This window comes from Nocardia sp. CC213A (genome assembly GCF_030766805.1).
GTDB lineage: Bacteria > Actinomycetota > Actinomycetes > Mycobacteriales > Mycobacteriaceae > Nocardia > Nocardia otitidiscaviarum.
In genome coordinates, this window is sequence record NZ_JASFXA010000015.1 from 126,607 (window position 1) to 148,855 (window position 22,249).

Annotated in this window: 28 protein-coding genes; 14 read left to right on the top strand and 14 right to left on the bottom strand. The window is 67.3% G+C overall.

All coding sequences use genetic code 11. The features are described from left to right. Nucleotides 1-89: 89 nt before the first annotated feature. Nucleotides 90-665 (bottom strand): hypothetical protein, encoded by a 576-nt coding sequence (locus tag QJS31_RS25500; RefSeq protein ID WP_306357896.1) that lies wholly within the window; start codon nt 663-665, stop codon nt 90-92. Between the two features lie 206 nt (nt 666-871). On the opposite strand from QJS31_RS25500, the gene QJS31_RS25505 reads away from it, so the two are divergent. The 4 genes from QJS31_RS25505 to QJS31_RS25520 all read left to right on the top strand — a co-directional run bounded on the left by QJS31_RS25505 (nt 872) and on the right by QJS31_RS25520 (nt 3,620). Next, the gene (locus QJS31_RS25505) at nt 872-1,606 is read left to right on the top strand and encodes a Crp/Fnr family transcriptional regulator (protein ID WP_306357897.1); all 735 of its coding nucleotides are present in this window, start codon (nt 872-874) and stop codon (nt 1,604-1,606) included. Nucleotides 1,607-1,778: 172 nt separating this feature from the next. Next, nucleotides 1,779-2,318 (top strand): redoxin family protein, encoded by a 540-nt coding sequence (locus QJS31_RS25510; protein ID WP_372341661.1) that lies wholly within the window; start codon nt 1,779-1,781, stop codon nt 2,316-2,318. An 8-nt stretch (nt 2,319-2,326) separates the two neighbouring features. After that, on the top strand, nt 2,327-3,202 hold the full coding sequence (locus tag QJS31_RS25515; protein WP_306357898.1) for a cytochrome c biogenesis CcdA family protein: 876 nt from the start codon (nt 2,327-2,329) through the stop codon (nt 3,200-3,202). Between the two features lie 121 nt (nt 3,203-3,323). Next, nucleotides 3,324-3,620, top strand: a complete 297-nt coding sequence (locus QJS31_RS25520; RefSeq protein WP_306357899.1) for a glutaredoxin domain-containing protein — start codon at nt 3,324-3,326, stop codon at nt 3,618-3,620. 83 nt (nt 3,621-3,703) lie between these two features. Here the strand turns inward: QJS31_RS25520 and QJS31_RS25525 are convergent, their stop codons facing one another. After that, nucleotides 3,704-4,438 carry a hypothetical protein gene (locus QJS31_RS25525; RefSeq protein WP_306357900.1) on the bottom strand — a complete coding sequence of 245 codons (735 nt, stop codon included), beginning with the start codon at nt 4,436-4,438 and terminating at the stop codon, nt 3,704-3,706. A gap of 9 nt (nt 4,439-4,447) precedes the next feature. After that, the gene (locus QJS31_RS25530) at nt 4,448-5,419 is read right to left on the bottom strand and encodes a DUF302 domain-containing protein (protein WP_306357901.1); all 972 of its coding nucleotides are present in this window, start codon (nt 5,417-5,419) and stop codon (nt 4,448-4,450) included. Between the two features lie 341 nt (nt 5,420-5,760). Between QJS31_RS25530 and QJS31_RS25535 the strand changes: the two genes are divergently transcribed. Together QJS31_RS25535 and QJS31_RS25540 are read left to right on the top strand one after the other, a co-directional pair. Then, nucleotides 5,761-7,131 (top strand): NAD(P)/FAD-dependent oxidoreductase, encoded by a 1,371-nt coding sequence (locus QJS31_RS25535; protein WP_306357902.1) that lies wholly within the window; start codon nt 5,761-5,763, stop codon nt 7,129-7,131. Between the two features lie 12 nt (nt 7,132-7,143). Then, a complete protein-coding gene (locus QJS31_RS25540; protein ID WP_306357903.1) occupies nt 7,144-7,908 on the top strand; it encodes an NAD(P)H-hydrate epimerase in 765 nt (254 codons plus the stop codon). 54 nt (nt 7,909-7,962) lie between these two features. On the opposite strand, the gene QJS31_RS25545 is transcribed toward QJS31_RS25540, so the two are convergent. Continuing rightward, nucleotides 7,963-8,331, bottom strand: a complete 369-nt coding sequence (locus QJS31_RS25545; protein ID WP_306357904.1) for a DUF1622 domain-containing protein — start codon at nt 8,329-8,331, stop codon at nt 7,963-7,965. A gap of 40 nt (nt 8,332-8,371) precedes the next feature. Continuing rightward, nucleotides 8,372-9,262, bottom strand: a complete 891-nt coding sequence (locus QJS31_RS25550) for a patatin-like phospholipase family protein (RefSeq protein ID WP_306357905.1) — start codon at nt 9,260-9,262, stop codon at nt 8,372-8,374. 143 nt (nt 9,263-9,405) lie between these two features. Here QJS31_RS25550 and QJS31_RS25555 point away from each other — a divergent pair, with 143 nt between their 5' ends. Together QJS31_RS25555 and QJS31_RS25560 are read left to right on the top strand one after the other, a co-directional pair. Further along, on the top strand, nt 9,406-9,777 hold the full coding sequence (locus QJS31_RS25555; protein ID WP_306357906.1) for a DUF427 domain-containing protein: 372 nt from the start codon (nt 9,406-9,408) through the stop codon (nt 9,775-9,777). Next, on the top strand, nt 9,764-10,156 hold the full coding sequence (locus QJS31_RS25560; RefSeq protein ID WP_306357907.1) for a hypothetical protein: 393 nt from the start codon (nt 9,764-9,766) through the stop codon (nt 10,154-10,156). The genes QJS31_RS25555 and QJS31_RS25560 overlap by 14 nt, the downstream gene beginning before the upstream one ends. Nucleotides 10,157-10,163: 7 nt before the next feature. On the opposite strand, the gene QJS31_RS25565 is transcribed toward QJS31_RS25560, so the two are convergent. After that, nucleotides 10,164-10,763, bottom strand: a complete 600-nt coding sequence (locus tag QJS31_RS25565) for a carboxymuconolactone decarboxylase family protein (protein WP_306357908.1) — start codon at nt 10,761-10,763, stop codon at nt 10,164-10,166. 272 nt (nt 10,764-11,035) lie between these two features. Beyond that, nucleotides 11,036-11,425 (bottom strand): metalloregulator ArsR/SmtB family transcription factor, encoded by a 390-nt coding sequence (locus tag QJS31_RS25570; RefSeq protein ID WP_306357909.1) that lies wholly within the window; start codon nt 11,423-11,425, stop codon nt 11,036-11,038. A 123-nt stretch (nt 11,426-11,548) separates the two neighbouring features. On the opposite strand from QJS31_RS25570, the gene merA reads away from it, so the two are divergent. From merA to QJS31_RS25585, 3 genes are all read left to right on the top strand, one after another. Then, the gene (gene merA, locus QJS31_RS25575) at nt 11,549-12,976 is read left to right on the top strand and encodes a mercury(II) reductase (RefSeq protein WP_306357910.1); all 1,428 of its coding nucleotides are present in this window, start codon (nt 11,549-11,551) and stop codon (nt 12,974-12,976) included. A gap of 94 nt (nt 12,977-13,070) precedes the next feature. After that, nucleotides 13,071-13,466: an organomercurial lyase gene (gene merB, locus QJS31_RS25580; RefSeq protein WP_306357911.1), complete on the top strand. Its 396-nt coding sequence runs from the start codon at nt 13,071-13,073 to the stop codon at nt 13,464-13,466. A 39-nt stretch (nt 13,467-13,505) separates the two neighbouring features. Beyond that, the gene (locus QJS31_RS25585) at nt 13,506-14,054 is read left to right on the top strand and encodes a peroxiredoxin-like family protein (RefSeq protein ID WP_306357912.1); all 549 of its coding nucleotides are present in this window, start codon (nt 13,506-13,508) and stop codon (nt 14,052-14,054) included. Nucleotide 14,055: 1 nt separating this feature from the next. On the opposite strand, the gene nrtS is transcribed toward QJS31_RS25585, so the two are convergent. The 3 genes from nrtS to QJS31_RS25600 are packed head-to-tail and all read right to left on the bottom strand — an operon-like array spanning nt 14,056 to nt 15,084. Then, nucleotides 14,056-14,331 (bottom strand): nitrate/nitrite transporter NrtS, encoded by a 276-nt coding sequence (gene nrtS / locus QJS31_RS25590; protein ID WP_306357913.1) that lies wholly within the window; start codon nt 14,329-14,331, stop codon nt 14,056-14,058. A gap of 10 nt (nt 14,332-14,341) precedes the next feature. Continuing rightward, a complete protein-coding gene (locus tag QJS31_RS25595) occupies nt 14,342-14,737 on the bottom strand; it encodes a hypothetical protein (RefSeq protein ID WP_306357914.1) in 396 nt (131 codons plus the stop codon). Next, nucleotides 14,734-15,084, bottom strand: coding sequence for a DUF427 domain-containing protein (locus tag QJS31_RS25600; protein ID WP_306357915.1), 351 nt, complete (start codon nt 15,082-15,084; stop codon nt 14,734-14,736). Before QJS31_RS25600 ends, QJS31_RS25595 begins: the two co-directional genes overlap by 4 nt. Before the next feature lie 254 nt (nt 15,085-15,338). Between QJS31_RS25600 and QJS31_RS25605 the strand changes: the two genes are divergently transcribed. Both QJS31_RS25605 and QJS31_RS25610 read left to right on the top strand, forming a co-directional pair. Continuing rightward, on the top strand, nt 15,339-16,952 hold the full coding sequence (locus tag QJS31_RS25605) for a radical SAM protein (RefSeq protein ID WP_306357916.1): 1,614 nt from the start codon (nt 15,339-15,341) through the stop codon (nt 16,950-16,952). Next, nucleotides 16,949-17,791, top strand: coding sequence for a class I SAM-dependent methyltransferase (locus QJS31_RS25610; RefSeq protein ID WP_306357917.1), 843 nt, complete (start codon nt 16,949-16,951; stop codon nt 17,789-17,791). Before QJS31_RS25605 ends, QJS31_RS25610 begins: the two co-directional genes overlap by 4 nt. 86 nt (nt 17,792-17,877) lie before the next feature. Here the strand turns inward: QJS31_RS25610 and QJS31_RS25615 are convergent, their stop codons facing one another. After that, nucleotides 17,878-18,540 carry a TetR/AcrR family transcriptional regulator C-terminal domain-containing protein gene (locus QJS31_RS25615; protein WP_306357918.1) on the bottom strand — a complete coding sequence of 221 codons (663 nt, stop codon included), beginning with the start codon at nt 18,538-18,540 and terminating at the stop codon, nt 17,878-17,880. Nucleotides 18,541-18,633: 93 nt separating this feature from the next. On the opposite strand from QJS31_RS25615, the gene QJS31_RS25620 reads away from it, so the two are divergent. After that, nucleotides 18,634-19,608: an NAD(P)-dependent alcohol dehydrogenase gene (locus QJS31_RS25620; RefSeq protein ID WP_306357919.1), complete on the top strand. Its 975-nt coding sequence runs from the start codon at nt 18,634-18,636 to the stop codon at nt 19,606-19,608. Nucleotides 19,609-19,679: 71 nt separating this feature from the next. Here QJS31_RS25620 and QJS31_RS25625 read toward each other — a convergent pair whose 3' ends face one another. The 3 genes from QJS31_RS25625 to QJS31_RS25635 all read right to left on the bottom strand — a co-directional run bounded on the left by QJS31_RS25625 (nt 19,680) and on the right by QJS31_RS25635 (nt 22,248). Next, nucleotides 19,680-20,513, bottom strand: coding sequence for an ABC transporter permease (locus QJS31_RS25625; protein WP_306357920.1), 834 nt, complete (start codon nt 20,511-20,513; stop codon nt 19,680-19,682). Then, entirely contained in the window at nt 20,510-21,481 is a 972-nt protein-coding gene (locus tag QJS31_RS25630; protein WP_306357921.1) for an ATP-binding cassette domain-containing protein, read from the bottom strand. Before QJS31_RS25630 ends, QJS31_RS25625 begins: the two co-directional genes overlap by 4 nt. A 242-nt stretch (nt 21,482-21,723) precedes the next feature. Continuing rightward, nucleotides 21,724-22,248 (bottom strand): hypothetical protein, encoded by a 525-nt coding sequence (locus QJS31_RS25635; protein ID WP_306357922.1) that lies wholly within the window; start codon nt 22,246-22,248, stop codon nt 21,724-21,726. Nucleotide 22,249 lies beyond the last annotated feature (1 nt).

Consider the following 22,249-nt stretch of genomic DNA (forward strand, 5'->3'; position numbering starts at 1 on the left):
CTGGAGTGGAGACAAGTATCCGTGGCGGCCGCCGTAGCACGGGCCGCCGCCACGGTGTAGGGGATGAGACTCGGAGGACGGGACAGCAGCTACTTGCGGCTGGCTCGCCAGCCGAGCATCATGCCGAGCGCTCCGCCGAAGAGCAGATGCTCGACGAGGAAGGTCGGGTAGCCGACCATGCTCGCCATATCGCTGACCGGATCGCCGCCGCCGAACAGGGCGGCCGCGATGGGCAGGCCGATCCAGGCGCTGACCGCGAAGACGATCAGGCCCCAGACCATTCCGGCCACGGTCAGTACGGCCAGACTGTGCAGTTTGGCAACCCGGGCGATGACGCCGAAGAGCGCGCCGTACATGGCTCCGACCATCATGTGGATGACCGCGCCGAGGACGGCGGGGCCGAAGGAGAAGTAGAACAGTGAGCCCTCACCCGCGCGTTCCATGGAGGTCATCATGGTGTCGGGGGCGATAAAAGTGGTCGCGATGTGGTAGAGCGGGGTGAAGAAGCCGGTGCTCTGGTAGGTGGCGGCGGCGATCATGGCGTATGCCGCCATCACCATGGACGCGGCGACGCCCGCGAGCGCGCCCCAAACCGCGGCGGTGCCTACGGCCCGCCCGGTGACGGTGCTCGAGGAAAACGAGCTGCTGGAAGCCGAGGTGGCCATGACGGTAAGTCCTCTCGATGCGGTGTGTGCGGTGTCACTACCAGCCAAGTCGTCCGGCAGCGGTATCAGCGCATCGAGTGTCAGCGGCGTGACAATGTCCATGCCTGACTCGTGTCGCTCGTGCGACAGTCGCCGGAGTGCAGGTACGCATCCGGATGGATTGGTTTGTGGATATCGGGCACGACTACTCGAATCGAGAGGATCCGATGAATCGACTGGATCGGCCGTTCGCACAGCTGGTGCGGGCTGTCGGGGGCGAGGCGTTCTCCGACGACCAGTTGCGGCAGGCCGCGTGGATCGCGCGCTGTGTGGGCCGGGGCGAGGCGGCGCCCCTGGGGCCGGCGGACCTGGCCGCCCTTGCGGACCTGCTGGAGGTGCGAATATTGCCAGCCGGATCGGTGCTGTTCACGGGCGGTCGACCGGCGGATGGGGTGTGGGTGATTCGGCACGGGCAGGTCGAGTTGTCCGTGGGGTCGAGCAGGCGGCGCGCGGTCGTGGATGTGCTGCGGCCCGGTGACGTCGACGGCGATATCCCCTTGCTGTTGGATATGCCGTTGATGTACACAGCGCGTGCACTGACCGACGTGTCGTGCCTGTTCCTGTCTCAGGCCGCTTTCGAGAAGCTGCTCGCCACCCGCCCGGCCATTGCCCGTCGCTGGCTGTCGAGCATCGCTCAGCGTACCGCCGCCGCTCAGAATCGGTTGTTGAGCATTCTGGGGCGACCACTGCCCACGCAGGTCGCGCAGCTGCTGCTGGACGAGTCGGTCGATGGGAAGGTGCTGCTGGCCCAGCGCACCCTGGCGGCCATGATCGGTGTGCAGCGGCCGTCGCTCAACAAGGTTTTGAAGGACTTCGAGCGCGAGGGACTGATCGGGACCGGGTACGCGGCCATCCAGATCAAGAATCCGGATCGACTGCGTGAGCTCCAGCGACGGTCCTGATGCCGGGATCGAGATAGCTCGGACCGGAACAGAATTCGTCCTCGCCACCGCATCGAGTGGAATCGCGGCCGATGTGCGATTGTCGTATCGCTGACAATGGTGTTGATCTGGCGGTAGCGGTCGGGATGGGATCGACGGCCGGGTCCATTCCGCCTATCGGAGGTTGCTGATCGTGAAGACCGTTCGACTGCTGTTGCCGTTGTTCGCCGCCGTCCTGGTCTCGGCCGGGTGCACCGATTCGACGACGGAGGACACTGCTACTCCCGGCGTGACACGGACCGATACGACTACGACCGTCGCGGCGGGCGCCCCGGTTCCGAAGGAATTGCAGTTCACCGCGACAACGATTGACGGTGAGGAATTCTCCGGTGCGAGCCTGGCCGGGAAGAAGGCCGTGCTGTGGTTCTGGGCGCCGTGGTGCCCGACCTGCCAGCGGGAGGCACCCGGCGTCGCCGCGGCGGCCGCGGCGCATCCGGAGGTGCAATTCGTGGGCGTGGCCGCGCGCGACGAACTGCCCGCCATGCGGGACTTTGCCGAGCGGTACGACCTCGACTTCACCCAGATCGCCGATATCGACGGTTCGGTGTGGCAGCGCTTCGGCGTCACCGCGCAGCCGGCCTTCGCGTTCGTGAGCAGGTTCTCCGATATCGACATGGTTCCGGGCAGCTTGAGCGCGGACGAGCTGACCGTACAGATCAACGCGCTCGGCTGATATCGCGCATGGATACCGATGTGTTCGGATTTGCCTTGGCGGCCGGATTGGTCGCGGCGGTGAATCCGTGCGGATTCGCGCTGCTGCCAGGCTATCTCGCGCTGGTGGTGGCCGGTGAGAGCGTTGCCGAGCGCGGCCGTGTCGTCGCGCTCGTCCGGGCCTTGGTCGCGACCGCCGCCATGGCCACCGGGTTCGTGCTCGTATTCGGCGGGTTCGGGTTGGTGGTCGCCCCACTGGCGGTGTCGGTGCATCGGTATCTGCCCGTGGCGACGGTGGCGATAGGCGCGGTCCTCGTGGTCGTGGGCGTATGGCTGCTGTCCGGCCGCGAGATCACCGTGGCGCTGCCGAAGCCGAAGGGCGGTGCGCCGACCGCGCGGCTGGCCTCGATGACGGGCTACGGTATGGCGTACGCTTTGGCCTCGCTGTCGTGCACCATCGGACCGTTTCTGGCCGTCACCAGCAGTACCTTTCGTAGCGGGTCGATTCTCGGCGGGGTGGCCGCCTATCTTGCCTACGCCACCGGGATGGCGCTGTTGGTCGGCGTGCTGGCCGTCGTCGTCGCACTGGTGGGGTCGGCGGCGACGGTGTGGACCCGACGCTTGCTGCCCTACGTCGGCAAGATCAGCGGTGTGCTGCTCGTGGTGTCGGGTCTATACGTCACGTACTACGGAATCTATGAGTTGCGACTGTATTTCGGCGACGGTGACGCCGACGACCCGGTGATCGTCGCCGCGAGCCAACTCCAGCAGGAGCTCAGCCGTTGGGTCGGGGATCTCGGTTGGCGGCCGCTGCTCATCGCTCTCGCCGCACTGCTGGTAGTGGGTGGGTTCGGTCTGGGCATGCTCCGGGTTCGCCGCCGTCGCGCGGATTCCGATGTGTCGTGACATGTCCCGACGATTGCGTCAGCGTGTTGACACTTCGGGTGTGTGGGTGATCGCTACTCCGCTCTCATGGTGGAGAACATCATCCGCCATCGTGCGGATGCGCACGTGAGGAGCATTCCGCATGACCGAACTCGAGTCCACCGATCCTGTGGTCGAGGTGTACTGGCGTCCGGGTTGTCCGTACTGCCGCATGCTGCTGGGTCCACTGCGGCGCAGCGAGGTCCGGTTGCGGGAGATCAACATCTGGGAGGACGCCGAAGCCGCGGCTCGGGTGCGGTCGGTGGCGAATGGGAACGAGACCGTGCCAACGGTATTCATCGGCGATCGCGCCATGGTGAATCCGAGCGTACGGCAGGTGCTGGCCGCCGCGCGGGGTGAGGACGCACCGGTGCCGTGGCGGAATCGATGGACGTCGTAATCCCCGGAGTCGGAGTCGGACAGGTAGTGGCGCCCGGTGCCGGCGTCGTTGTTCCGCATGGTGATCATCGCCGTCGCACGGTGTCACCGACGTTCTGCCGGTGTTGGTCCCAGGAGTTCCCATACGAATGTCCACAGCGGCGGGAACTTCGCGGCGAAGCGGTGGACGAGTAGCCCGACCAGGAGTCCGAAGACCGCGTGGGCGAGGTAGACGGTGAATCGGAACTCACCGACGTCGACGGTGGAGAACACACCGCCGACGCCCAAGGACCGGGGCACCGGGCCGGTGAGGAAGCCGTAACCGGTCGCGAGACCGTACGCCATACCGAGCAGTGGCGCGATCCAGCCGCGCCGCACCGGGAAACCGCCCACAACGAGTGCGAAGACGATACCGAGGAGAGCGCCGTTCCAGTAGTGGTCGAGGTAGCCGATCATCCTCGAGGCGGTATCGGGGCCGACCATGATGCGGTCGGTGGCCTTGACGCCCATGAGGGTGGGCAGGTCGCCGGGCATGGTGTGGAAGACACGGAATCCGGTGATGCGCACGGCTTCCAGCCCCAGGGTCGCGGCGGCCCCGGCGGCCGCGCCGGCGACGATGCCGCGGGCCAGCCGCCGCCACCGCAGGACGGTGGCGGCGGCCAGCACGAGCAGCAGCACGATCGTGGCGGGAATCCCTATGTGCAGCAGCAGATCACGGAAGCTCCAGCGTTCGGTCGCCGACAATGCGAACAGGCCCGCACCGCCCACTCCGGCCGCCAGGATCGCGATACCGGTGGCGACCAGTTCACCGGCGAGGGACCACGATGTTCTGTGGTTCATGATGTTTCGTCACTTCACCGCGTTCGCGATCATGGCCGCGGCGTCGGACATCTTCTGTCCGCCCTCGGCCAAACCGGAGTCGACGGCCGTGAACATGGGTTCGGGGTCGAAGTAGCTCACGTGAGCCCCGCCGTCACTATCGGCCCAGACCAGGATGCGCAGCGGGATGACTGTGCCGATGGCGGGGGTCTGTTCGAAGAACATCTTGCCCGCGCTGGGATTGCCCACGAAGAAGGTGTGCGCGCCTTTCAGATTCAGGCCGGTGGTCTGCAGTGCCCCGGCCTGATCGAGGTCGCCGAGCACCATCATGCCGTTGTCGGATGCTGACCGCGCGAGGGCGTTGACGGCATCGTCGAAGCCGCCTTTGGCGTCAACGGTGACCAGTCGGGCAGTCTGCTGAGTCCCGTGGGCGGCCGCACTGCCTCCGGTCGCGGCGGAGACGATCATGGTGGCCGCGTCGGCCATCTTCGCTCCACCGTCGGCGAGCGTGGGATCGACCGCGGTGAACAAGGGCTTGGGATCGAAGTAGCTGACACTGGTCTTGCCGTCACCATCGGCCCAGACGAGGAATTGCAGTGGAATGACGGCGCCGATGGCGGGGGTCTGTTCGAAGAACATCTTGCCCGCGCTGGGATTGCCCACGAAGAAGGTGTGCGCGCCTTTCAGATTCAGGCCGGTGGTCTGCAGTGCCCCGGCCTGATCGAGATCGCCCAGAATCATCATCCCGTTGTCGGATACCGCCTTCTTCAGTGCCTCGACGGTGGCGTCGAAGTCCGAGCCCGCTGGCGAGGTGAGTAGCGTGACCGAGGCCGCGGCCGGTGTCTGCTGATCGGCCGATGCGGAGACCGTGGCGGTGGCCGCCGCGGTCGAGGTCGCATCGTCGGTGTCGTTGCCGCAGGCAGCGGCGGTGAGGGTCGCGGTGGCCGCCGCGGCGACCAAGGCCAGCGCACGGCGACGGTGTCCGAACAAACTGCGTGACAAGATCATCTGCCTTTCGTTCCATCAAGAAGTTGGCGTGTCGGTGACCCGACCCTGCTAGGTATGAATTCCGTGGTGGGAATGAATCGTCATCCGGGTGACAAAGGTTCGGTGAGTAGGTCTGCATTCCATATTCATCCCAACATTTTTCCGAACCCACCGGTGCTCGGCTTCGCCGCGACGGCGAAGCCGATTCTTACGCCGCGATCAAATGCGTCCTGCGGAGTTTGTCGCATCGCTGACAGTTCATCGACGGCCAGCGGCCTCTCGGCGGTTATTTCTGGTAGTTCGACACAAGACTCTTGTTCGGCACAAGGATTGATCCATAGAGACAGGGAGTGAACGTGACGATCCGAACAGTGGACGCGGTAGTGATCGGTATGGGCCCCGGCGGCGAGGATGTCGCCGCGCGGTTGGCCAAGGCTGGGTTGGCGGTGGTCGGTGTCGAAGGCCGATTGGTGGGCGGCGAATGTCCCTATTTTGCGTGTGTGCCGACCAAGATGATGATCCGGGCCGCCAACACGCTCGCGGAGGCCCGGCGGGTTGGGCAACTCGCGGGGTCGGCGACGGTGCGACCCGACTGGGGGCCGGTGGCCGCCCGCATTCGCGCCGAGGCGACCGACAACTGGGACGACACCGTCGCCGTCGAGCGATTCGAGAAGGCCGGTGGGATCTTCGTGCGGGGATGGGGGCGGATCAGCGCGCCCGGTGGGGTCACCGTCGATACCGCCGAGGGGCCATGTGTCTTCCGCGCCCGTACGGCGATCGTGCTCAATCCGGGCACTTCTCCGGCGGTTCCGCCCATTCCGGGCCTGGCCGACACTCCGTATTGGACAAATCGCGATGCTGTCGCGGTCACGGAGGTGCCCGAGTCATTGATCGTCCTCGGCGGTGGCCCGGTTGCCAGCGAGTTCTCCCAGGTCTTCGCGCGCTTCGGGGCACGAGTGAGCACACTCGTGCGCTCGCGATTGCTGCCGCGCGACGAGCCCGAGGCCGGCGAATTGCTCTCCGAAGTCTTTGCCGCGGAAGGAATCACGGTACGGGCCGGTGTGAACGTCACCGGGGTCGAGTACGACGGGCGGCGCTTCGCGGTGCACGCGGACGACGGTGAGGTCCACCATGCCCAGCGTCTACTGGTGGCGACCGGCCGACACACCGACCTGGCGGCGCTCGGCGTCGGGGTGGTCGGTGTGGCCGAGCACACGGGAACGCTTCCGGTGGACGAGCGCATGCGTGTCGCCGCCGGGGTGTGGGCGGTCGGTGATGCGACCGGACAGGGCGCGTTTACGCATATGTCCATGTACCAGGCGCGCATCGCCGCGAACGACATCCTCGGGGCGGCATCCGAAGTCGCGGACTATCGGGCCGTGCCTCGCGTGACTTTCACTGATCCGGAGGTGGGGGCCGTCGGACTGACCGCGGCACAGGCACGCGCGACCGGCGCATCGATCGCGGTGGGGTCCACGGCGATCCCGTCTTCGGCGCGCGGTTGGATTCACAAAGCGGGCAACGAGGGATTCATCAAACTGGTCGCCGACACCGAGACCAGCACGCTACTCGGCGCGACCTCGGTCGGGCCAGCCGGGGGAGAGGTATTGGGCGCGTTGGCCGTTGCCGTCCACTCGCGGGTGCCGCTCGCCGAGTTGCGCGAGATGATATTCGCCTACCCCACCTTCCATCGCGCCATCGAAGCGGCGCTGGACAATCTCGGATGACTTGCCGCCGTCATGAATACGAATGACGAACAGCCGCGGCGGTGTCCGGTGGTCACCGCCGCGCAAATGCGCCGGCTCGATCAGATGATGATCGACGAGATCGGTATCGACCTGGTGCGAATGATGGAGAACGCCGGTCGTGCGCTGGCGAAACTGGCCGTGCGCGTGTTCGATCCGGATCGGGTGGTGGTGCTGGCCGGGACCGGTGGCAATGGCGGCGGCGGTTTGGTGGCCGCCCGGCATCTAGCCAACCGCGGGCGCGAGGTGCGGGTCGTATTGTCGCGGCCCGCTACCGCGCTCACGCCGGTATCGCGGCGACAGCACGACATCGCCGCCCGGATGGGAATCCCGATCAGGGCGGTGCCCACGCCTCTGGACGCGGTCGAGCTGGTGCACTGGGCGGGCCATCCGGACTTGATCATCGACGCCCTGATCGGTTACAGGCTGCGCGGAGATCCGACGGGTTCGGCTGCGGCGCTGATCGATTGGGCCAATACGCAACCCGCTCGCACGCTGTCACTGGATATCCCGAGTGGACTCGACGCCACCAGCGGGCGTATCGGCATCCCCTGCGTGCGTGCCGCCGCCACTCTTGCCTTGGCACTGCCCAAACTCGGCATGCGCGGCGCGGAACCGGTCGGCGAGCTGTGGCTGGCCGACATCTCGGTGCCTCGAATCGTCTACCGCGGTATGGGTATCGAGGTTGGCGATCTGTTCCACCGGTCCGGCATCGTCTCCCTCGACCGTGACGGCTGCATCCGCCCGCTCTGGCGATGAGCGACCGCTCGGTCGAAGGAACGAGGTTGCCGCGCCGGGCACCGAATACGTGGCTCAGCCGGTCGTCTTCGCCCTGTTCGGCGTCCGGCTCTGCCATGGCCATCGGCCGTCGAGTTCCACTTCGAGGGAGAAACTGAGGAAGGTGCGCACCGCGACGATCATGGCCAGCACTCCGACACTGGTGTAGGTCGGTGAGATCGCGACGGTGCGGATTATGTCGGCGGCGACCAACAATTCCAGGCCGAGCAGAATCGCCCGGCCGAGTTCTTGCCGATAGCGGCGATAGACGGAGGTGAACTCGCGTTTCGCCGTGAGTGCCCCGGCGAATCGAGCGGTACCCGCCAGCGCGCCGCCCGCGATCACGATGACGCCCATGGCGTCCAGCACGGTGCTGGTGGTTTCGACGACCTCGGCGAACCGCACGGTGGAACCCCTTTCATGCCGTCACGCGACTGGTGGCACCTCAATGTTCGTGCACCGGGTGTCGCATGCTCGCAGGGACACGGCGGTGGTCGAGGTAAGGCAGGAAAGCCAGTGCGTCGGCGCGAGCGCGGTCGATGAGCTCGGCAGCGTGGCTGAAGTCGGTGGAAGGGATATCGAGTGGGCACGGCGGAGGCAGCACGATCAAGCGCACGTATTCCGGTACCCGGGCGATATCGGCGGCGACCTGGTGCTGGATGAGCATCGACAGCGCGTGAGTGGCGATGCCCAGCGGTCCGCGCGGTGGCCGGTGCAGGGCACAGGAATAGCCGGTGGCCAGCACGTAGATGGTGCGGGCGCCCCGGTCGATGGCATCGGCGATCGGGGTGTGAGCGGCGACGCCGCCATCGACCAGCAGCCGGTCACCCCAGCGCACCGGTGGGAAGACGCCGGGTATGGCGGCCGAGGCCAGCAGTGCGTCCACCGCCGGTCCGGTGTCGAGACGCTGTTCCGCCCCGGTCAGCAAGTCGGTCGCGACGACCGACAGCGGGATGGGCGCGTCCTCCAGACGCTGGAATTCGAGAGAGCGCGAGACAACTTCGCGAAGACCGTGCGGGGAGACGAACGAGTTGCGGCGGCCGGAGAATCCGAGGAATCCGGTGACCGGGTTCAGCGGAAAGACATCGGCGCGCCGCAGGGCCAGCCAGATCCGCGCTAGATCCGCCGCGGTCTCGGGCGTGGCCGGGCGGGAGGCGATAAAGGCCGCATTGAGCGCGCCGGCCGACGCGGCGGTGATGAGGTCGGGCGCGATGTCGTTCTCATAGAGTGCGGTCAGCATTCCGGCCTGGATCGCTCCGTGCGCGGCCCCGCCGGACAGGACGAAGGCCACCGTCCCCTGGCTTATGTTGTTCGTTTCCCGCCTGGTTGTCGTCATGGCTGCCCTTTCCTCGGTTACCGAGGACAACCGAAGATCGGCACGGGCGACTCCGGCTGTGTCAGCTCCCCGACAGTCCCAGCATCAGCGCTGAACCCGATGCGTTGTGCTGAGCACAGCACGACAAGAGAAGGGTGGCAACGATGAAGCAAGCCGTCTGGAACGGCACGGTGATCGCGGAGTCGGACCGCACCATCCGTGTGGAGGGCAACGACTACTTTCCGATGAAGGCGTTGCGCGGCGAATACTTCAGGGACAGCGCCATGACGACGCGGTGCCCGTGGAAGGGGACCGCGCATTACTACACCGTCGTGGTCGACGGTCGGGAGAATCCGGACGCGGCCTGGTACTACCCGCGACCAAGCGTCGCGGCCTCGAAGATCCGCGACCATGTGGCGTTCTGGCACGGCGTCGAGGTCCGCGACACCGACGCGACCAGCGGCGCGGTGACCGCCTCCGAGGGAAGCGGACAGCGTTCACCGGGATGGCGGCGGTGGTTCGGTGCACGCGGCTGAACAGACCGAGACCGCGCGCATCACTCCGGCCGACCGGCGGGCCGGGGCGATTGCCGCGCTGATCTCAGCGGTCGTGTGGATAACCGCCGCTTTATGGCACCCGACGACCACTTACCACTTGGCTCCCGCCCTCGTCGCGGCCGCGTGGCCGGTGACGTACCGGGTACGGTCGCGGGTTGCGACAACCATCGGCTCCGCGGTGACGGCGGCGGCCGGAGCGTCGGTGATCGCCGTCACCACGACCGTGCTGCTGGCTGCCCGGCACGCGTTGGACGGACCTACGGTCACCGGCTCCGACGCCGTCGTGGCGGAGACCATTCTCATGATCGGCATCGGCGCGGTGTCCGGGTTCGTCACGGCGGTGTGGCGGCGTCGGTGAATGTGGATTACGGTGTCGCCGAGGAAATTCCGGGCGCGGCGGGGATATCCAACTCGGTGTGTGCGTAGTGGTTGAAGTAGTTGGTGTACACATTGGCCATGACGTGCGCGAACAACTCGGCCAGTTCGGTGTCCGTCCACCCGGCCTCGCGTGCCGCACGCCATGTGGACTCGTCGACATCGCCGACCGCGAGGGCCGTCTCCCGCGCTACCGCCAGCAGGGCCTCGAGCTTGCGGTGGCCGTCCAGCGGCCCGCCCGCTCGGATGGCCACGGTCTCCGCTGCGGTCCATCCCGCGGCCTGGGCGGCCACGGTGTGGGCGGACTGGCAGTAGTCACAGTCGTCAGCGTTGGCTACGGCCAGTGCGATGGCCTCCCGGACGCGGGGATCGAAGCTGCCGTGGGCGGCGATGGCCTGCTGGATGCCGGTGTACGCGGACAGCACCACGGGGGCATGCGCCATCGCGCCGTGGATATTGAGGACCTTGCCGTAGCGGCGCTGCGCGGCCCGCAGCGGCCCGCGCGAGGACTCGGGTGCGTCGTCGATGGAGTGCACGGTGATACGAGGTGACATGTCGAGTGCTTTCAGTCGTTGGTGGCTATTGCCCATTTCGTTCTCCTCCAGAGGAGTCGACGTGACTTGCCATTGACTCAACCCGCACCGGGATCGAAGTCAGCGCGCGAATGTCATCGATAGGACATAGTCCGGTCCACGCCCGGTCAGCGATTTCACCCCTGTACTGAACACGATCTCGTCAGGGCTGGTACGAACACCGGATCCGTTCAGGCCATTCACCTTGGTTCGCTCGAATAGGGGAAGCTCTTCGGGCTGTCGTTCGCTTCGGGGACGGGGTCGGGCATGGGCGGTTGCGCTTCGGCCGGTCAGGGCGCGTTCGCCGGTTCCGGCTGGTCGGCTGGGATGCGGGGGCAGCACTCCAGGGCAGCCGCATTGTCGGCGGCCAGTGCGCGGGCGAGCACGATCAGGTCGGCCACTCGGGGATCGCCGACCGAATACACCAGTTTGCGACCGTCTCGGCGGGTGGTGACGTACCCGCAGTCGGTCAGACACGACAGGTGTACAGAGACGCGTGGCTGGGTGATCCCCGCATGCGCCACGCAGTCGGCGACCGTGCGCTCACCGGTGAGGATGAATTCGAGCAGCCGTAGCCGGGTGGGGTCGGACAGGGCGCGGAAGAACCGGGCCACGGTATGGGTGTGCGAACAGTCCGCCTCGTCGACCGCCGTGGTCGACTGACGGGGATCGGGGAGCATACAGCGACCTCCAGCCCTTGGAACTATCTGCTGAAGCGAATACTATTCCGGGCGTATCTATTCGGCAAGGCGAATAGATTAAGGGTTATCGTCGCGACCCGGAGCCCACAGGGAGACCAGACCATGACGCAACGCCCCGACTGCGACCTCGCGATCATCGGCTCTGGTGGTGCGGGATTCGCGGCCGCCATCGCTGCCCGCCGGACCGGCCACCGTGTGGTGATGATCGACCGCGCCACCATCGGCGGCACCTGCGTGAATATCGGCTGTATTCCGTCGAAGACGCTGTTGGCGGCAGCCGAGGCCCGCCATGTCGCGGCCACGCAGCCGTTTCCGGGCATCGGCTGCGACACCGGCCCGGTGGATATGGGCGCATTGATCGCGGGCAAGGACCGCCTCGTCGAAGAATTGCGTAACGACAAGTACATCGACCTCGCCGCCGAGTACGACTGGCTGATTCTCCGCGGTCATGCCGAATTCGTCGACGGCCCGGCGATACTCGTGACGCCGGACGAGGGTGGTGACCCGCAGCGGATCGAGGCCGCCCACTACCTCGTAGCGACCGGATCGATGCCGTGGGTCCCGCCGGTCGCCGGGCTCGCCGACGTCGGCTACCTGACCTCCACGACCGCGATGGAACTCCACCGGGTACCCGAGTCGCTACTCGTGCTCGGCGGTGGCTACGTCGCGCTCGAGCAGGCGCAGCTGTTCGCCCGCCTCGGCGCGAAGGTGACCGTCCTGGTTCGAGGCGACCGGCTCGCGCGGACCGAGGAACGGGAGATCAGCGAGGCTGTCGCGCGGGTGTTCGCCGATGAGGGTATCGCCGTGGTGACCGGCGCGCGGCTGCGAGCCACTCAGCGTGACGAGGCGGGCGCGATCACGGTGGTCGCGGAGGTCGCCGGTGTCGAACGCGCGTTCTCCGCCGAGCATCTGCTGGTCGGCACGGGACGCCGCCCGGTCACCGGCACCTTGAACCTGGGCGCGGTCGGAGTGGCGGTCGGTGACCGCGGTCAGGTCGTGGTCGATGAGTACCTGCGCAGCAGCAACCCGCGCATCTGGGCGGCCGGCGACGTGACCGGACACCCGCAATTCGTCTACGTTGCCGCCGCGCACGGCACGCTGGTGGCCGAGAACGCCCTCGACAACGCGGGCCGCACCCTCGACTACACGGCGCTGCCGCGCATCACCTTCACCACCCCGGCCGTCGCGTCGGTCGGGCTGACCGAGGCGACGGCCGAGCAGGCCGGGATCCCAACCGAGTGTCGCGTCCTGCCACTGGACTATGTTCCCCGTGCCCTGGTCAACCGCGACATCCGCGGCGTGGTCAAGATCGTCGCCGAATTGGGCACCGGCCGGATTCTCGGTGTGCACATGGTGGCCGACGGCGCCGGTGACGCGATCCAGGCCGCCGTCTACGCCGTGCGATCCGGCATGACCACCACGGAGATGGCGAATACCTGGACCCCGTATCTGACCATGGCCGAGGCCCTGAAACTCACCGCCCAGACCTTCACTCGCGATATCGCGACCCTGTCCTGCTGCGCGTCCTGAGGCGAGGAACCACCGTGAACGACCGAATCATGACCATCGGTGATCTGGCCCGCCGCACCGGCACACCCGTCGAAGCCCTGCGCCGCCACCCGATATGGGCCTGATCTACGGCCGCGGCCGCAGCACCGCCGGATACCGGCTCTTCGACGACGACGCCCTCCGGTGCGTCGAGGCTATCCATGCGCTGACCGTGCACCCCGACTCCGGAATCGCCGACCTCGAACCGCCCGATGTCGTTGTCTCCCTGCCCGGTCCCGATGAACTCGACCAGACTCGCGTCCGCGCCACCACCTGCCACCCCGGCCGCTACGTCGCCACCCTCGCGGCCGCCGCCGACTGGCGGGCCGAACACCCACCGGGCTCGTGCTCCCAGTCGCCGACGCTTACCGGCAACTCCGCCGCGTCGTGGATCACGTCCGCGCCGGCGGAGAAGCGCCACGGTGTTGCTGATCGGTCGCCGAACGCCGAGAGTGTCAGCGTGCAGACATGATCGGTACCCGGTGGTCGGCCGGTGTGGTTGGCTGCGCGTATGAGCGAGATCGAAGTCGGAAGTGTCATCACCCCGCGTGAGTTGGAAACCCTGGATACGGGGCGGATTTCGGTACCCGATGCCGATCGGCTGGTGCATCTGCAGTTCCGGAGGTATGCCGGGTGCCCGATCTGCCACCTGCATCTGCGTTCGATCGTGCGGCGGCACCAGGAGATCGAGGCCGCCGGGATACGGGAGGTCGTCGTCTTCCACTCCGATGCCGAGGCCCTGCGGCGCTACCAGAAGGACCTGCCGTTCGCGGTGATAGCCGATCCGGACCGGAAGCTGTACGTCGAGTTCGGGGTGGAGTCCGCGCCGTCGACCGTCGCGCATCCGAAGGCGTGGCTGGCGGCGGCCCGCGGTATGGTCGCGCAACGTTCGATCGGGGGGCCGCTCGGTCGTGGTGAGGATCATTTCGGTCGCCCGGCGGATTTCCTCATCACCCCGGACGGGCGAGTGCTGGCCCGTAGATACGGCACGCATGCCAACGATCAGTGGTCGGTGGACGAGATCCTCGGATTGGCAGCGGAATTCGGTACGACGGGCTGATTCATACCGCTGTCGGCGTGTCTTCGGCCCGGGTGCGTCGGGCCGACAGCCAGCCGATGCTGGCGACCAGGAACGGCACCAGGTAGTTGACGGCCACCCGGATCCAGGTGCCGGTGGTGGCGAGGCCGTCCGCGATGACGGAACCTTGGTTCACCAACGACAGCACTGTGCCGACGATTACGGCGGTCGGGAGTGCCGTGCGAACGGTGGCCCCGCGCAGGCACAGCGTGACGGCTTGGCGGGGGCTGTACCAGCAGAGCGATGGCTTGGGGTTCAAAGACGCGACCTCACACGAAGGTGCCCAGCCAGGTGGTGAGGGCGTAGAACGCGGCGTAGGTGCCGACGGCGATGGCGAACACGGCGAGAAGCCGCCACTTCAGTGTGCGGACGCCGTCGATGCTGCACTGGTCGCGACGGCGCAGCGACCACCAGACCAGCGCGATCAGCACTGCCGAACCGGCTAGCCGGAACCACCAGGCGTAGTTGTCATACAGATTGTTGGCCCAGGCGAGCGCGGTCGCGCCGCTGACGATGCCGAGTACCGCGAGCACGGTGGGGCCGACACAGCACAGGATGCCCACCAGTCCCGACGTGATGCCGATGCGCCACGCGGGCAGTCGATCGGCGGCCCGCCGCCGTACCTGGGCCGCGGGACGATCGATGGGTGCCGTCCGGTCCGTCATCGCCCGCCCATGCCCGTCAGTCGGGCGAGCAAGCCGCCTTGCTTTTTGACGGTCGGCTCGGGCGTGCCTTCAACCCGCACGCCGTTCCAGAAGGCGACGTGATTCTTGATCCTGCGGGCCAGTGGGCTCGGATGCGGGTAGTACCAGGCCGCACTCGGGTTGATCGAGTCGCCGACGGTGACGGTGTAGTAGGAGGCCAGCCCCTTCCATGGGCACAGGGTTTTGGTGGGGCTGTCGCTGAAGTGCTCCCGGCGCAGTGCTTCCGGCGGGAAGTAGTGGTTGCCCTCCACCCGCACGGTGGTGGGCGATTCGGCGATCACGGTGTCGTTCCATATCGCGCGCATCATCTGAATTCGCACCTCCTGCGATCGACTGTTCTTCCATCCAACCGTGTGCGGGCGGATCCCCGCGGGTGGTTTGTCAGGATGGTGACAGGGTTGACGCAGTGACGGGCGACGTGCGCGCCCGACAGTGCCGTGCGGTGGGGCAGTGCAACACTGTCATCAGGGGAACAGTCTCGGTGACGAGGACCCTGTCGCCGCCTTTCGATGGTCGTGACCGCTGGTGGCTGCGGAGAGCAGCAGAAACGACAGGAGTCTGCGTGGCTGTGGAGCGTACCGACCGGGACGAGGTGTTCGTGGAATACACCAAGAGCATCTGCCCGGTGTGCAAGGTGGTGGTCGACGCGCAGGTCAACATCCGTGACAACAAGGTGTTCCTGGGCAAACGCTGTCGTGAGCACGGCTGGTTCGAAGCGCTGGTCTACAGCGACGCGCGGCAGTACCTGGAACTGGCGCGGTTCAACAAGCCGGGCACGCTGCCGCTGGAGTTCCAGACCGAAATCCGTGACGGCTGCCCGTCGGACTGCGGCCTGTGCCCGGACCACAAACAACACGCCTGTCTCGGGTTGATCGAGGTGAACACCGGCTGCAACCTGGACTGCCCGATCTGCTTCGCCGACTCCGGCCACCAACCAGACGGCTACTCCATCACCAGCGAGCAATGCCAGCGCATGATCGACGCCTTCGTCGCCGCCGAGGGTGAGCCCGAGGTCGTCATGTTCTCCGGCGGCGAACCCACCATTCACAAGCGGCTGCTCGAATTCGTCGATATGGCACAGGCCAGCCCGATCCGCACCGTCACCATCAACACCAATGGCATCAGGCTCGCCTCCGACCGCGATTTCGTGGCCGCGCTCGCCGAACGCAACGGCCGCGGCGGCAAGGTCGTGAATATCTACCTCCAGTTCGACGGCTTCGACGAGCAGACGCACCGGCGCATCCGGGGCCGGGACCTGCGGGCGATCAAGCAACGCGCCCTGGACAATTGCGCCGCGGCCGGATTGACCGTCACCCTGGCCGCCGCCATCGAACGCGGGCTCAACGAGCACGAGATCGGCGCGATCGTGGAGTTCGGATTGGCGCATCCGGCGGTGCGCGCGGTCGCCTTCCAGCCGGTCACCCACGCCGGGCGGCATGTGGAATTCGATCCGCTGCAGCGGATGACGAACCCGGACGTGGTGAACGCGATCGCCGAGCAGTTGCCGCGGTGGTTCACTCCGGCCGATTTCTTCCCGGTGCCGTGCTGTTTTCCCACCTGTCGGTCGATCACCTACCTGATCACCGACGGCACGCCCGGCGAGTTCGACTACACCGTGGTCCCGATCCCGCGGTTGCTGGCGGTGGAGGACTACCTCGACTACGTGTCCAATCGTGTCGTGCCCGACTACGAGATCCGGGAAGCGCTCGAGAAGTTGTGGAGCGCTTCGGCTTTCATGGGCACCCCGACCACCGACGAGAAACTCGCCCGCGCCGCGGAGGAACTCGTCTGTGGCCCGGGCGGCTGCGGAGTAGACCTGCCGCAGGCCGCCCGGGAGCTGGCCGACCGGGCGTTCATGATCGTGGTGCAGGATTTCCTCGACCCCTACACGCTGAACGTGAAACAGTTGATGAAGTGCTGCGTGGAGGAGATCACCCCGGACGGCCGGCTGATTCCATTCTGCGCCTACAACAGTGTCGGTTACCGCGAGCAGGTCCGCGCCGCGATGACCGGTGTCGCGACACCGGATCTGGTGCCCAATGCCACCGAACTGCGGCCGCTGCTGACCCGCTCACCGCACGGGTCGATGATCGCCCGCGAACAGCGCACCCTGCCGCTGACACCGGACGGCACGAACGTCGGCACCCGCGCCGTGCCGCGTGACGAGCGGCCATGACCACCCCGCCGTATCCCTGGCTCGGACCGCTCTCGGACGCGGAGTTCAAAACCTGCTGTGTCGACGCCTATTCGCGCGATGCGGTGGCACTGCTGCTCGGCGACTCCTACCACCCAGGCGGCACGGCACTGACCCGAAAGCTCGCGGACCGGCTGGGCTTGCACTCGGCGGATAGGGTGTTGGATGTCGCCAGCGGGCCGGGCGCCACCGCCCGGCTGCTGGCCGCTACCTATGCGGTGACCGTCGATGGCATCGATCTCTCCGAAGCCGCCGTGGCCAGAGCCGAGACCGCCGCCGATGCCGCCGACCTCGGGGAACGGGTGCGTTTCCAGCGCGGGGACGCGGAAGCGATCCCCTTCCCGGCTGCGGCATTCGACGCTGTCGTGTGCGAATGCGCGTTGTGCCTGTTCCCTGACAAGGCTCGTGCCGCAACGGAATTCGCCCGAGTCCTGCGGCCCGGCGGCCGGGTGGGCGTCACCGATGTCACGGTGCGAGCACCCGGGCTGCCATCGGAGCTGACCGACCTCGTCTCCCATATCGCCTGTATCGCCGACGCCCGATCGGAAGCCGCCTACGCCGACCTGCTCACCCGAGCCGGACTGCGAATCACGGCGACCGAGAACCACGATCACGCGATCTCCACCATGCTCGACCACATCGAGGCGCGGCTGTCCCTGCTCCGCATCACCGCGCCCGCATCCCTCGCCGAACAGGGGATCAGCCGGTCCGCGATCAGTCGGTATCTGCGCGTCGCGCGCGACGCCGTCACCGACGGCCGCCTCGGCTACGCCCTGATCATCGCCGAGAAGCCGCACTGGTCGCGACAACGATCGTCGTGAACGCCAGCGGTGCGTGACCGCGTGGAGGCGGATTTCGCGATCACGCCGGTCGCCCGGTGGGCATCAGTGCGGGTTCGGGGACTCGGTCAGATCGCCGCGCGCATCCGTTCCAGTCCGTCGAGTATCAGGTCCAGCCCGAACTCGAAGTCGTCGCCGGTCGGATGGTCCAGATGATGGCGGATGTGCGCGGCGAGGTCCGGGTAGCGGTCGGTCGGGAAGGTGCGCAGGAATCCTTCGCCCATCGCCGTCATCTCGGCGGCCTCCAGCGGGAACCCCTGCGCCTGCAACGCATGTCCGACGATGTGGTTCTCGATGGCGTGGTAGGTGAGATCGAGCAGCCCGGCGGGGAATCCCGCCTCGCGCAGGCTGCGCAGCGCCCCGTCCATATAGCGCATGCGGGCCGGTCCCAAGCTGATCCGTGCGGTCCACATGGCCGCCGCCCAGCGGTGGCGCATCAACGCGGTGTGTGCGGAGACCGCTCGCGCTCGCGCGTAGTCCCGCCACGGGAGGCCGGCGTCGGGCAGCGTGATCTCCTCGGCGACCCTGTCGAGCATGCCGTCGAACAGGTCTTCCTTGTTGTCGACATGGTTGTACAGTGCCATGGCTTCCACGCCGAGCGTGCCGCCCAGGCGACGCATGGTCAGGGCATCGACGCCCTCGGTGTCGGCCAGGGCGATACCGGCGTCGAGTACGCGAGCACGGTTGAGCGGTGGGCGACGTTCGGTTCGCGCGTTGTGCGCCTTCGGCACCGGCGGGCACCTTCCCCTTGTTGACGGCTACTGGTCCACAGCGTAACTTACGGCGTACATATTTACTTTGTAAATACAGTGAGGCGGTGCGGTGTGCAGGCAATATTTCAGCGCGAATACGGCAGTCCGAGTGAGGTTCTGGAACTGCGCGAGATCGAACGGCCGACCCCGGGCGTCGGCGAGGTACTGGTGCGCGTGCGCGCTTCGTCGGTGAATCCGGCGGACTGGCTGACCCTGCGCGGCCGCCCGTACGTGGCCCGGCCCGGATTCGGCTTCGTGCGGCCGAAACATCGCGTCCCGGGCAAGGATGTCGCGGGAATCGTCGAGGCGGTAGGCCCGAATGTCACCTGCTTCCAGCGCGGTGACGCGGTGTACGGGGAACTGCCGGGCGGAGCCTACGGCGAGTTCGCGGTGGCCGCGGCGGATGCGGTGGCGATCAAACCGGCGAATCTCGATTTCGCGCCGGCGGCGGCCGTTCCGCTGGCGGGCATCACGGCGCTGCAGGGGATTCGCGATCGCGGTGCGGTGCGCGCCGGGCAGCGGGTGCTGGTCAACGGCGCGTCGGGTGGGGTCGGCACGTTCGCGATCCAGATCGCCAAATCCCTGGACGCGCATGTCACGGGCGTGTGCTCGGCACGCAATCTCGACCTGGTGCGGTCCATCGGGGCCGATGAGGTGATCGACTACACCCGCGTCGACTTCACCCGCGGTCCGCGGCGTTACCACCTCGTCTTCGATCTGATCGGCAATCACACCATGTCCGGGTACCGGCGGGTCCTGGAGCCCGACGGGGTGTACGTGTGCGCCACGGGGATGCCGGGTGGTCCGGTGTTCGGGCCGCTGCCCTACCTGCTGCGGGTCCTGCTCGCGTCCCTGCGCGTCGGTCCGGCGATGCGTGTGCTGGTGGCAAGGCCCACCGCCGCCGACCTCTCGACCCTGACCCGGCTCATCGAGGACGGCCGGGTCACACCCGTCGTAGACCGCTTTGTCCCGCTCGCGGAGGCTGCCGACGCGCTGGCCGCGCAGGGGGCCGGGCATGCGCGGGGCAAGACCGTCATCACCGTGTAGGCCGATACCCAGCGGGGGCCGGGAAGCTACCCGGCCCCCGCTCGGCGTTCACACGGCCGCGACCGGCGGTGTCACCTCTCCCGGCGGTAGAGCCGCATGGCGACGGGCGCGCATACCCCGACGAGCACGGCGCAGGTCAGCAGCACCCAACCCACCTCGGTTCCCACCGGGTCCCCGTGCATCAGACCACGCACCGCCGTCACCAGATGGGTGATCGGGTTGACGTTCACGAAGCCTTCCAGCCAACCGGGCAGGGTGGCGGGGTCGACGAAGACATTGCTGACGAAGGTCAGCGGGAACGTGACCATCATGCCGAGGAACATCATCGACTCGGGTGCGCTGATCACCAGGCCGATGCCGGTCCAGACCCACGACAGACTCCAGGCGAACAGCAGCACCAGGCCCACTCCGAGCGCCAAGCCCGGTAGGCCGGCGCCGGGCCGGAACCCCAGCAGCGTGCCGACACTCACGATGACGGTGGCGCTGATCGCGTAACGGCCGAGGTCGGCGAGCAGCGCTCCGGCCAGTGCGGCCGGCTGCCAGATCGGCAGCGACCGGAACCGGTCGAAGATCCCCTTGGTGATATCGGAATTGAGTGCCACCCCGGTCGACTGCGTCGTCATCACGATCGTCATCACGAGCAGGCCGGGCAGTACCGACTGCAGGTACACCCGGGTCGAGCCGGTGAGGGCTCCGCCGAACAGGTAGGTGAACATGACCAGCAGGATCAGCGGGAACATGGTGACATCGAATGCCTGGCTGGGAATGTGTTTGAGCCGCAGCAGCGCCCGCCAGCCGAACACCAGGACGGTGGGCAGCGCGCCCGGCGGGGTGGGACGATGCCGGCTGGACAACACCGGACGGGGCGCGTGGTCGATGCCGGTCGCGGTCGTGACGTCGGTCATGCGGGAACCTCCTCGGCAGTGGTGCCGGGGGCGGCACGGCGGCCGGTCAGGGCGAGGAAGACCTCATCGAGGCTGGGCTGGCCCACACCGAAGTTGCTGATCTCGATGTTGTTGCGCGCCAAGGCGTCCAGAGCTGCGCCGGCGCGGTCCGGTTCGGTCAATCGGGCCGACAGCATTGCCCGGTCCTCGTCGCGTTCGATGGGTGCGGTGAGTACCCCGCCGAGTACGCGCTCCGCATCGGTGCGCTTTGCCGGATCGCGCAGGCGCACCCGCAGAGCTCCGGCGCCGACCGATTCCTTGAGTTGCGCGGTCGTGCCTTCGGCGATGATCCGGCCATGGTCGATGACCGCGAGCCGGTCGGCCAATCGGTCGGCCTCCTCCAGATACTGGGTGGTCAGCAGTACCGTCGTGCCGCCATCGGTCAAGGCGCGCACCACATCCCACACATGCTCGCGGCTGCGGGGATCGAGTCCGGTGGTGGGCTCGTCGAGGACCAGCAGAGCCGGGGTCACCACAATGCTCGCGGCGATGTCCAATCGGCGGCGCATACCGCCCGAATAACTTCTGACCTGCCGATCCGCGGCGGACTCGAGGTCGAAGGCGGCGAACAGCTCTCGCGCGCGTTCCGCCGCGGGCCGGCGGCGGTAGCCGAGCAGCCGCCCGATCAGCACCAGATTCTCCATACCGGTGAGGTCGTCGTCGACCGACGCGTACTGGCCGGTGAGGCTGACCTGGGCGCGCACCCGGTCGGCCGCGGTGACGATGTCGTGGCCGAACACCCGGGCTCGCCCGGCCGTCGGACGAATCAAGGTCGCGAGCATCCGGATCGTCGTGGTCTTCCCGGCCCCGTTCGGGCCGAGGAAACCGTAGACACTGCCCGCCGGAACGGCCAGATCGACGGCGTCGACCGCGACGGTGTCACCGTAGGTCTTTCGTAGCCCCTCGGCGTGAATTGCATATGTGGACATGGGATTCCGTCCTCGAAGTGGTGCCTGGTGGAGTGAACGGCCGCGGCGAGGCCACGCTCACTCCCCGGTACTTACGTTGTAAATTTACAAAGTAAGTATCACCGCGCGGGGCCGCACCGGTCAAGCATCGGGATCCACACTTCCCGTGAGCCCCGTGGAACTGGCGGGGCTCGCCACCGACATCGTCGACGCCTGGGCGAAGTGTGCGGGGGAGTTGACAGCGGTGCCGCGTCAGGCTGCGGTCAAGGCAGGCCGGCTTGGGGAACGCCGACGACGAGGGTCAGCACATAGTCGCCCGCGGGCGCGCGGGGCCGGCCGGGATCGGGTTGGCGGTCGGGGCGCAGGCAGATGGCGGTGAGGCCGAATCCGTGGGCGCGGTAGTCGAAGACGGTGATCGCGGAACTGCCCTCCATGCGGGCCGTGTTCGGCAGTGTATGGCCGCCGAGCAGTTCCGATGTGGCGGGCGGGGCATCGGTCGTTATGGCCAGATCCTCACCGAGCGCGCTGGGTCGGCACTCGGGCCCGCTCACCGGTGTCCACCGCGTGGGGTCGCTGGGGAGTTGGATCTGGATGTGCGCGCCGGTGGGAATGGTTTGAGGCATCCAGGTGCCGTTCCACCAGTGCAGATTGTCTTGGTGTTGCTGGGTGAACAAGTAGGCATGGCCGCTGTCGAGCGGTTGGCCGGGCAGCGGTTCGTCGGCGCGGGCGATTCCGATCGTGGTCGCGGCGAGTAAGCCCGCGACCAGTACGGTCAGGGAGCGCGTCATG

Coding starts and splice junctions, on each gene's coding strand:
- QJS31_RS25585 (WP_306357912.1), top strand. CDS start 13,506: ATGAGCGAGATCGAAGTCGGAAGTGTCATCACCCCGCGTGAGTTGGAA.
- QJS31_RS25635 (WP_306357922.1), bottom strand. CDS start 22,248: ATGACGCGCTCCCTGACCGTACTGGTCGCGGGCTTACTCGCCGCGACC.
- QJS31_RS25525 (WP_306357900.1), bottom strand. CDS start 4,438: ATGAACCACAGAACATCGTGGTCCCTCGCCGGTGAACTGGTCGCCACC.
- QJS31_RS25595 (WP_306357914.1), bottom strand. CDS start 14,737: ATGACGGACCGGACGGCACCCATCGATCGTCCCGCGGCCCAGGTACGG.
- QJS31_RS25540 (WP_306357903.1), top strand. CDS start 7,144: ATGAATACGAATGACGAACAGCCGCGGCGGTGTCCGGTGGTCACCGCC.
- QJS31_RS25565 (WP_306357908.1), bottom strand. CDS start 10,763: ATGGGCAATAGCCACCAACGACTGAAAGCACTCGACATGTCACCTCGT.
- QJS31_RS25500 (WP_306357896.1), bottom strand. CDS start 665: ATGGCCACCTCGGCTTCCAGCAGCTCGTTTTCCTCGAGCACCGTCACC.
- QJS31_RS25505 (WP_306357897.1), top strand. CDS start 872: ATGAATCGACTGGATCGGCCGTTCGCACAGCTGGTGCGGGCTGTCGGG.
- QJS31_RS25555 (WP_306357906.1), top strand. CDS start 9,406: ATGAAGCAAGCCGTCTGGAACGGCACGGTGATCGCGGAGTCGGACCGC.
- QJS31_RS25520 (WP_306357899.1), top strand. CDS start 3,324: ATGACCGAACTCGAGTCCACCGATCCTGTGGTCGAGGTGTACTGGCGT.
- QJS31_RS25550 (WP_306357905.1), bottom strand. CDS start 9,262: ATGACGACAACCAGGCGGGAAACGAACAACATAAGCCAGGGGACGGTG.
- QJS31_RS25600 (WP_306357915.1), bottom strand. CDS start 15,084: ATGATGCGCGCGATATGGAACGACACCGTGATCGCCGAATCGCCCACC.
- merA (WP_306357910.1), top strand. CDS start 11,549: ATGACGCAACGCCCCGACTGCGACCTCGCGATCATCGGCTCTGGTGGT.
- merB (WP_306357911.1), top strand. CDS start 13,071: ATGGGCCTGATCTACGGCCGCGGCCGCAGCACCGCCGGATACCGGCTC.
- QJS31_RS25625 (WP_306357920.1), bottom strand. CDS start 20,513: ATGACCGACGTCACGACCGCGACCGGCATCGACCACGCGCCCCGTCCG.
- QJS31_RS25630 (WP_306357921.1), bottom strand. CDS start 21,481: ATGTCCACATATGCAATTCACGCCGAGGGGCTACGAAAGACCTACGGT.
- QJS31_RS25610 (WP_306357917.1), top strand. CDS start 16,949: ATGACCACCCCGCCGTATCCCTGGCTCGGACCGCTCTCGGACGCGGAG.
- QJS31_RS25570 (WP_306357909.1), bottom strand. CDS start 11,425: ATGCTCCCCGATCCCCGTCAGTCGACCACGGCGGTCGACGAGGCGGAC.
- QJS31_RS25515 (WP_306357898.1), top strand. CDS start 2,327: ATGGATACCGATGTGTTCGGATTTGCCTTGGCGGCCGGATTGGTCGCG.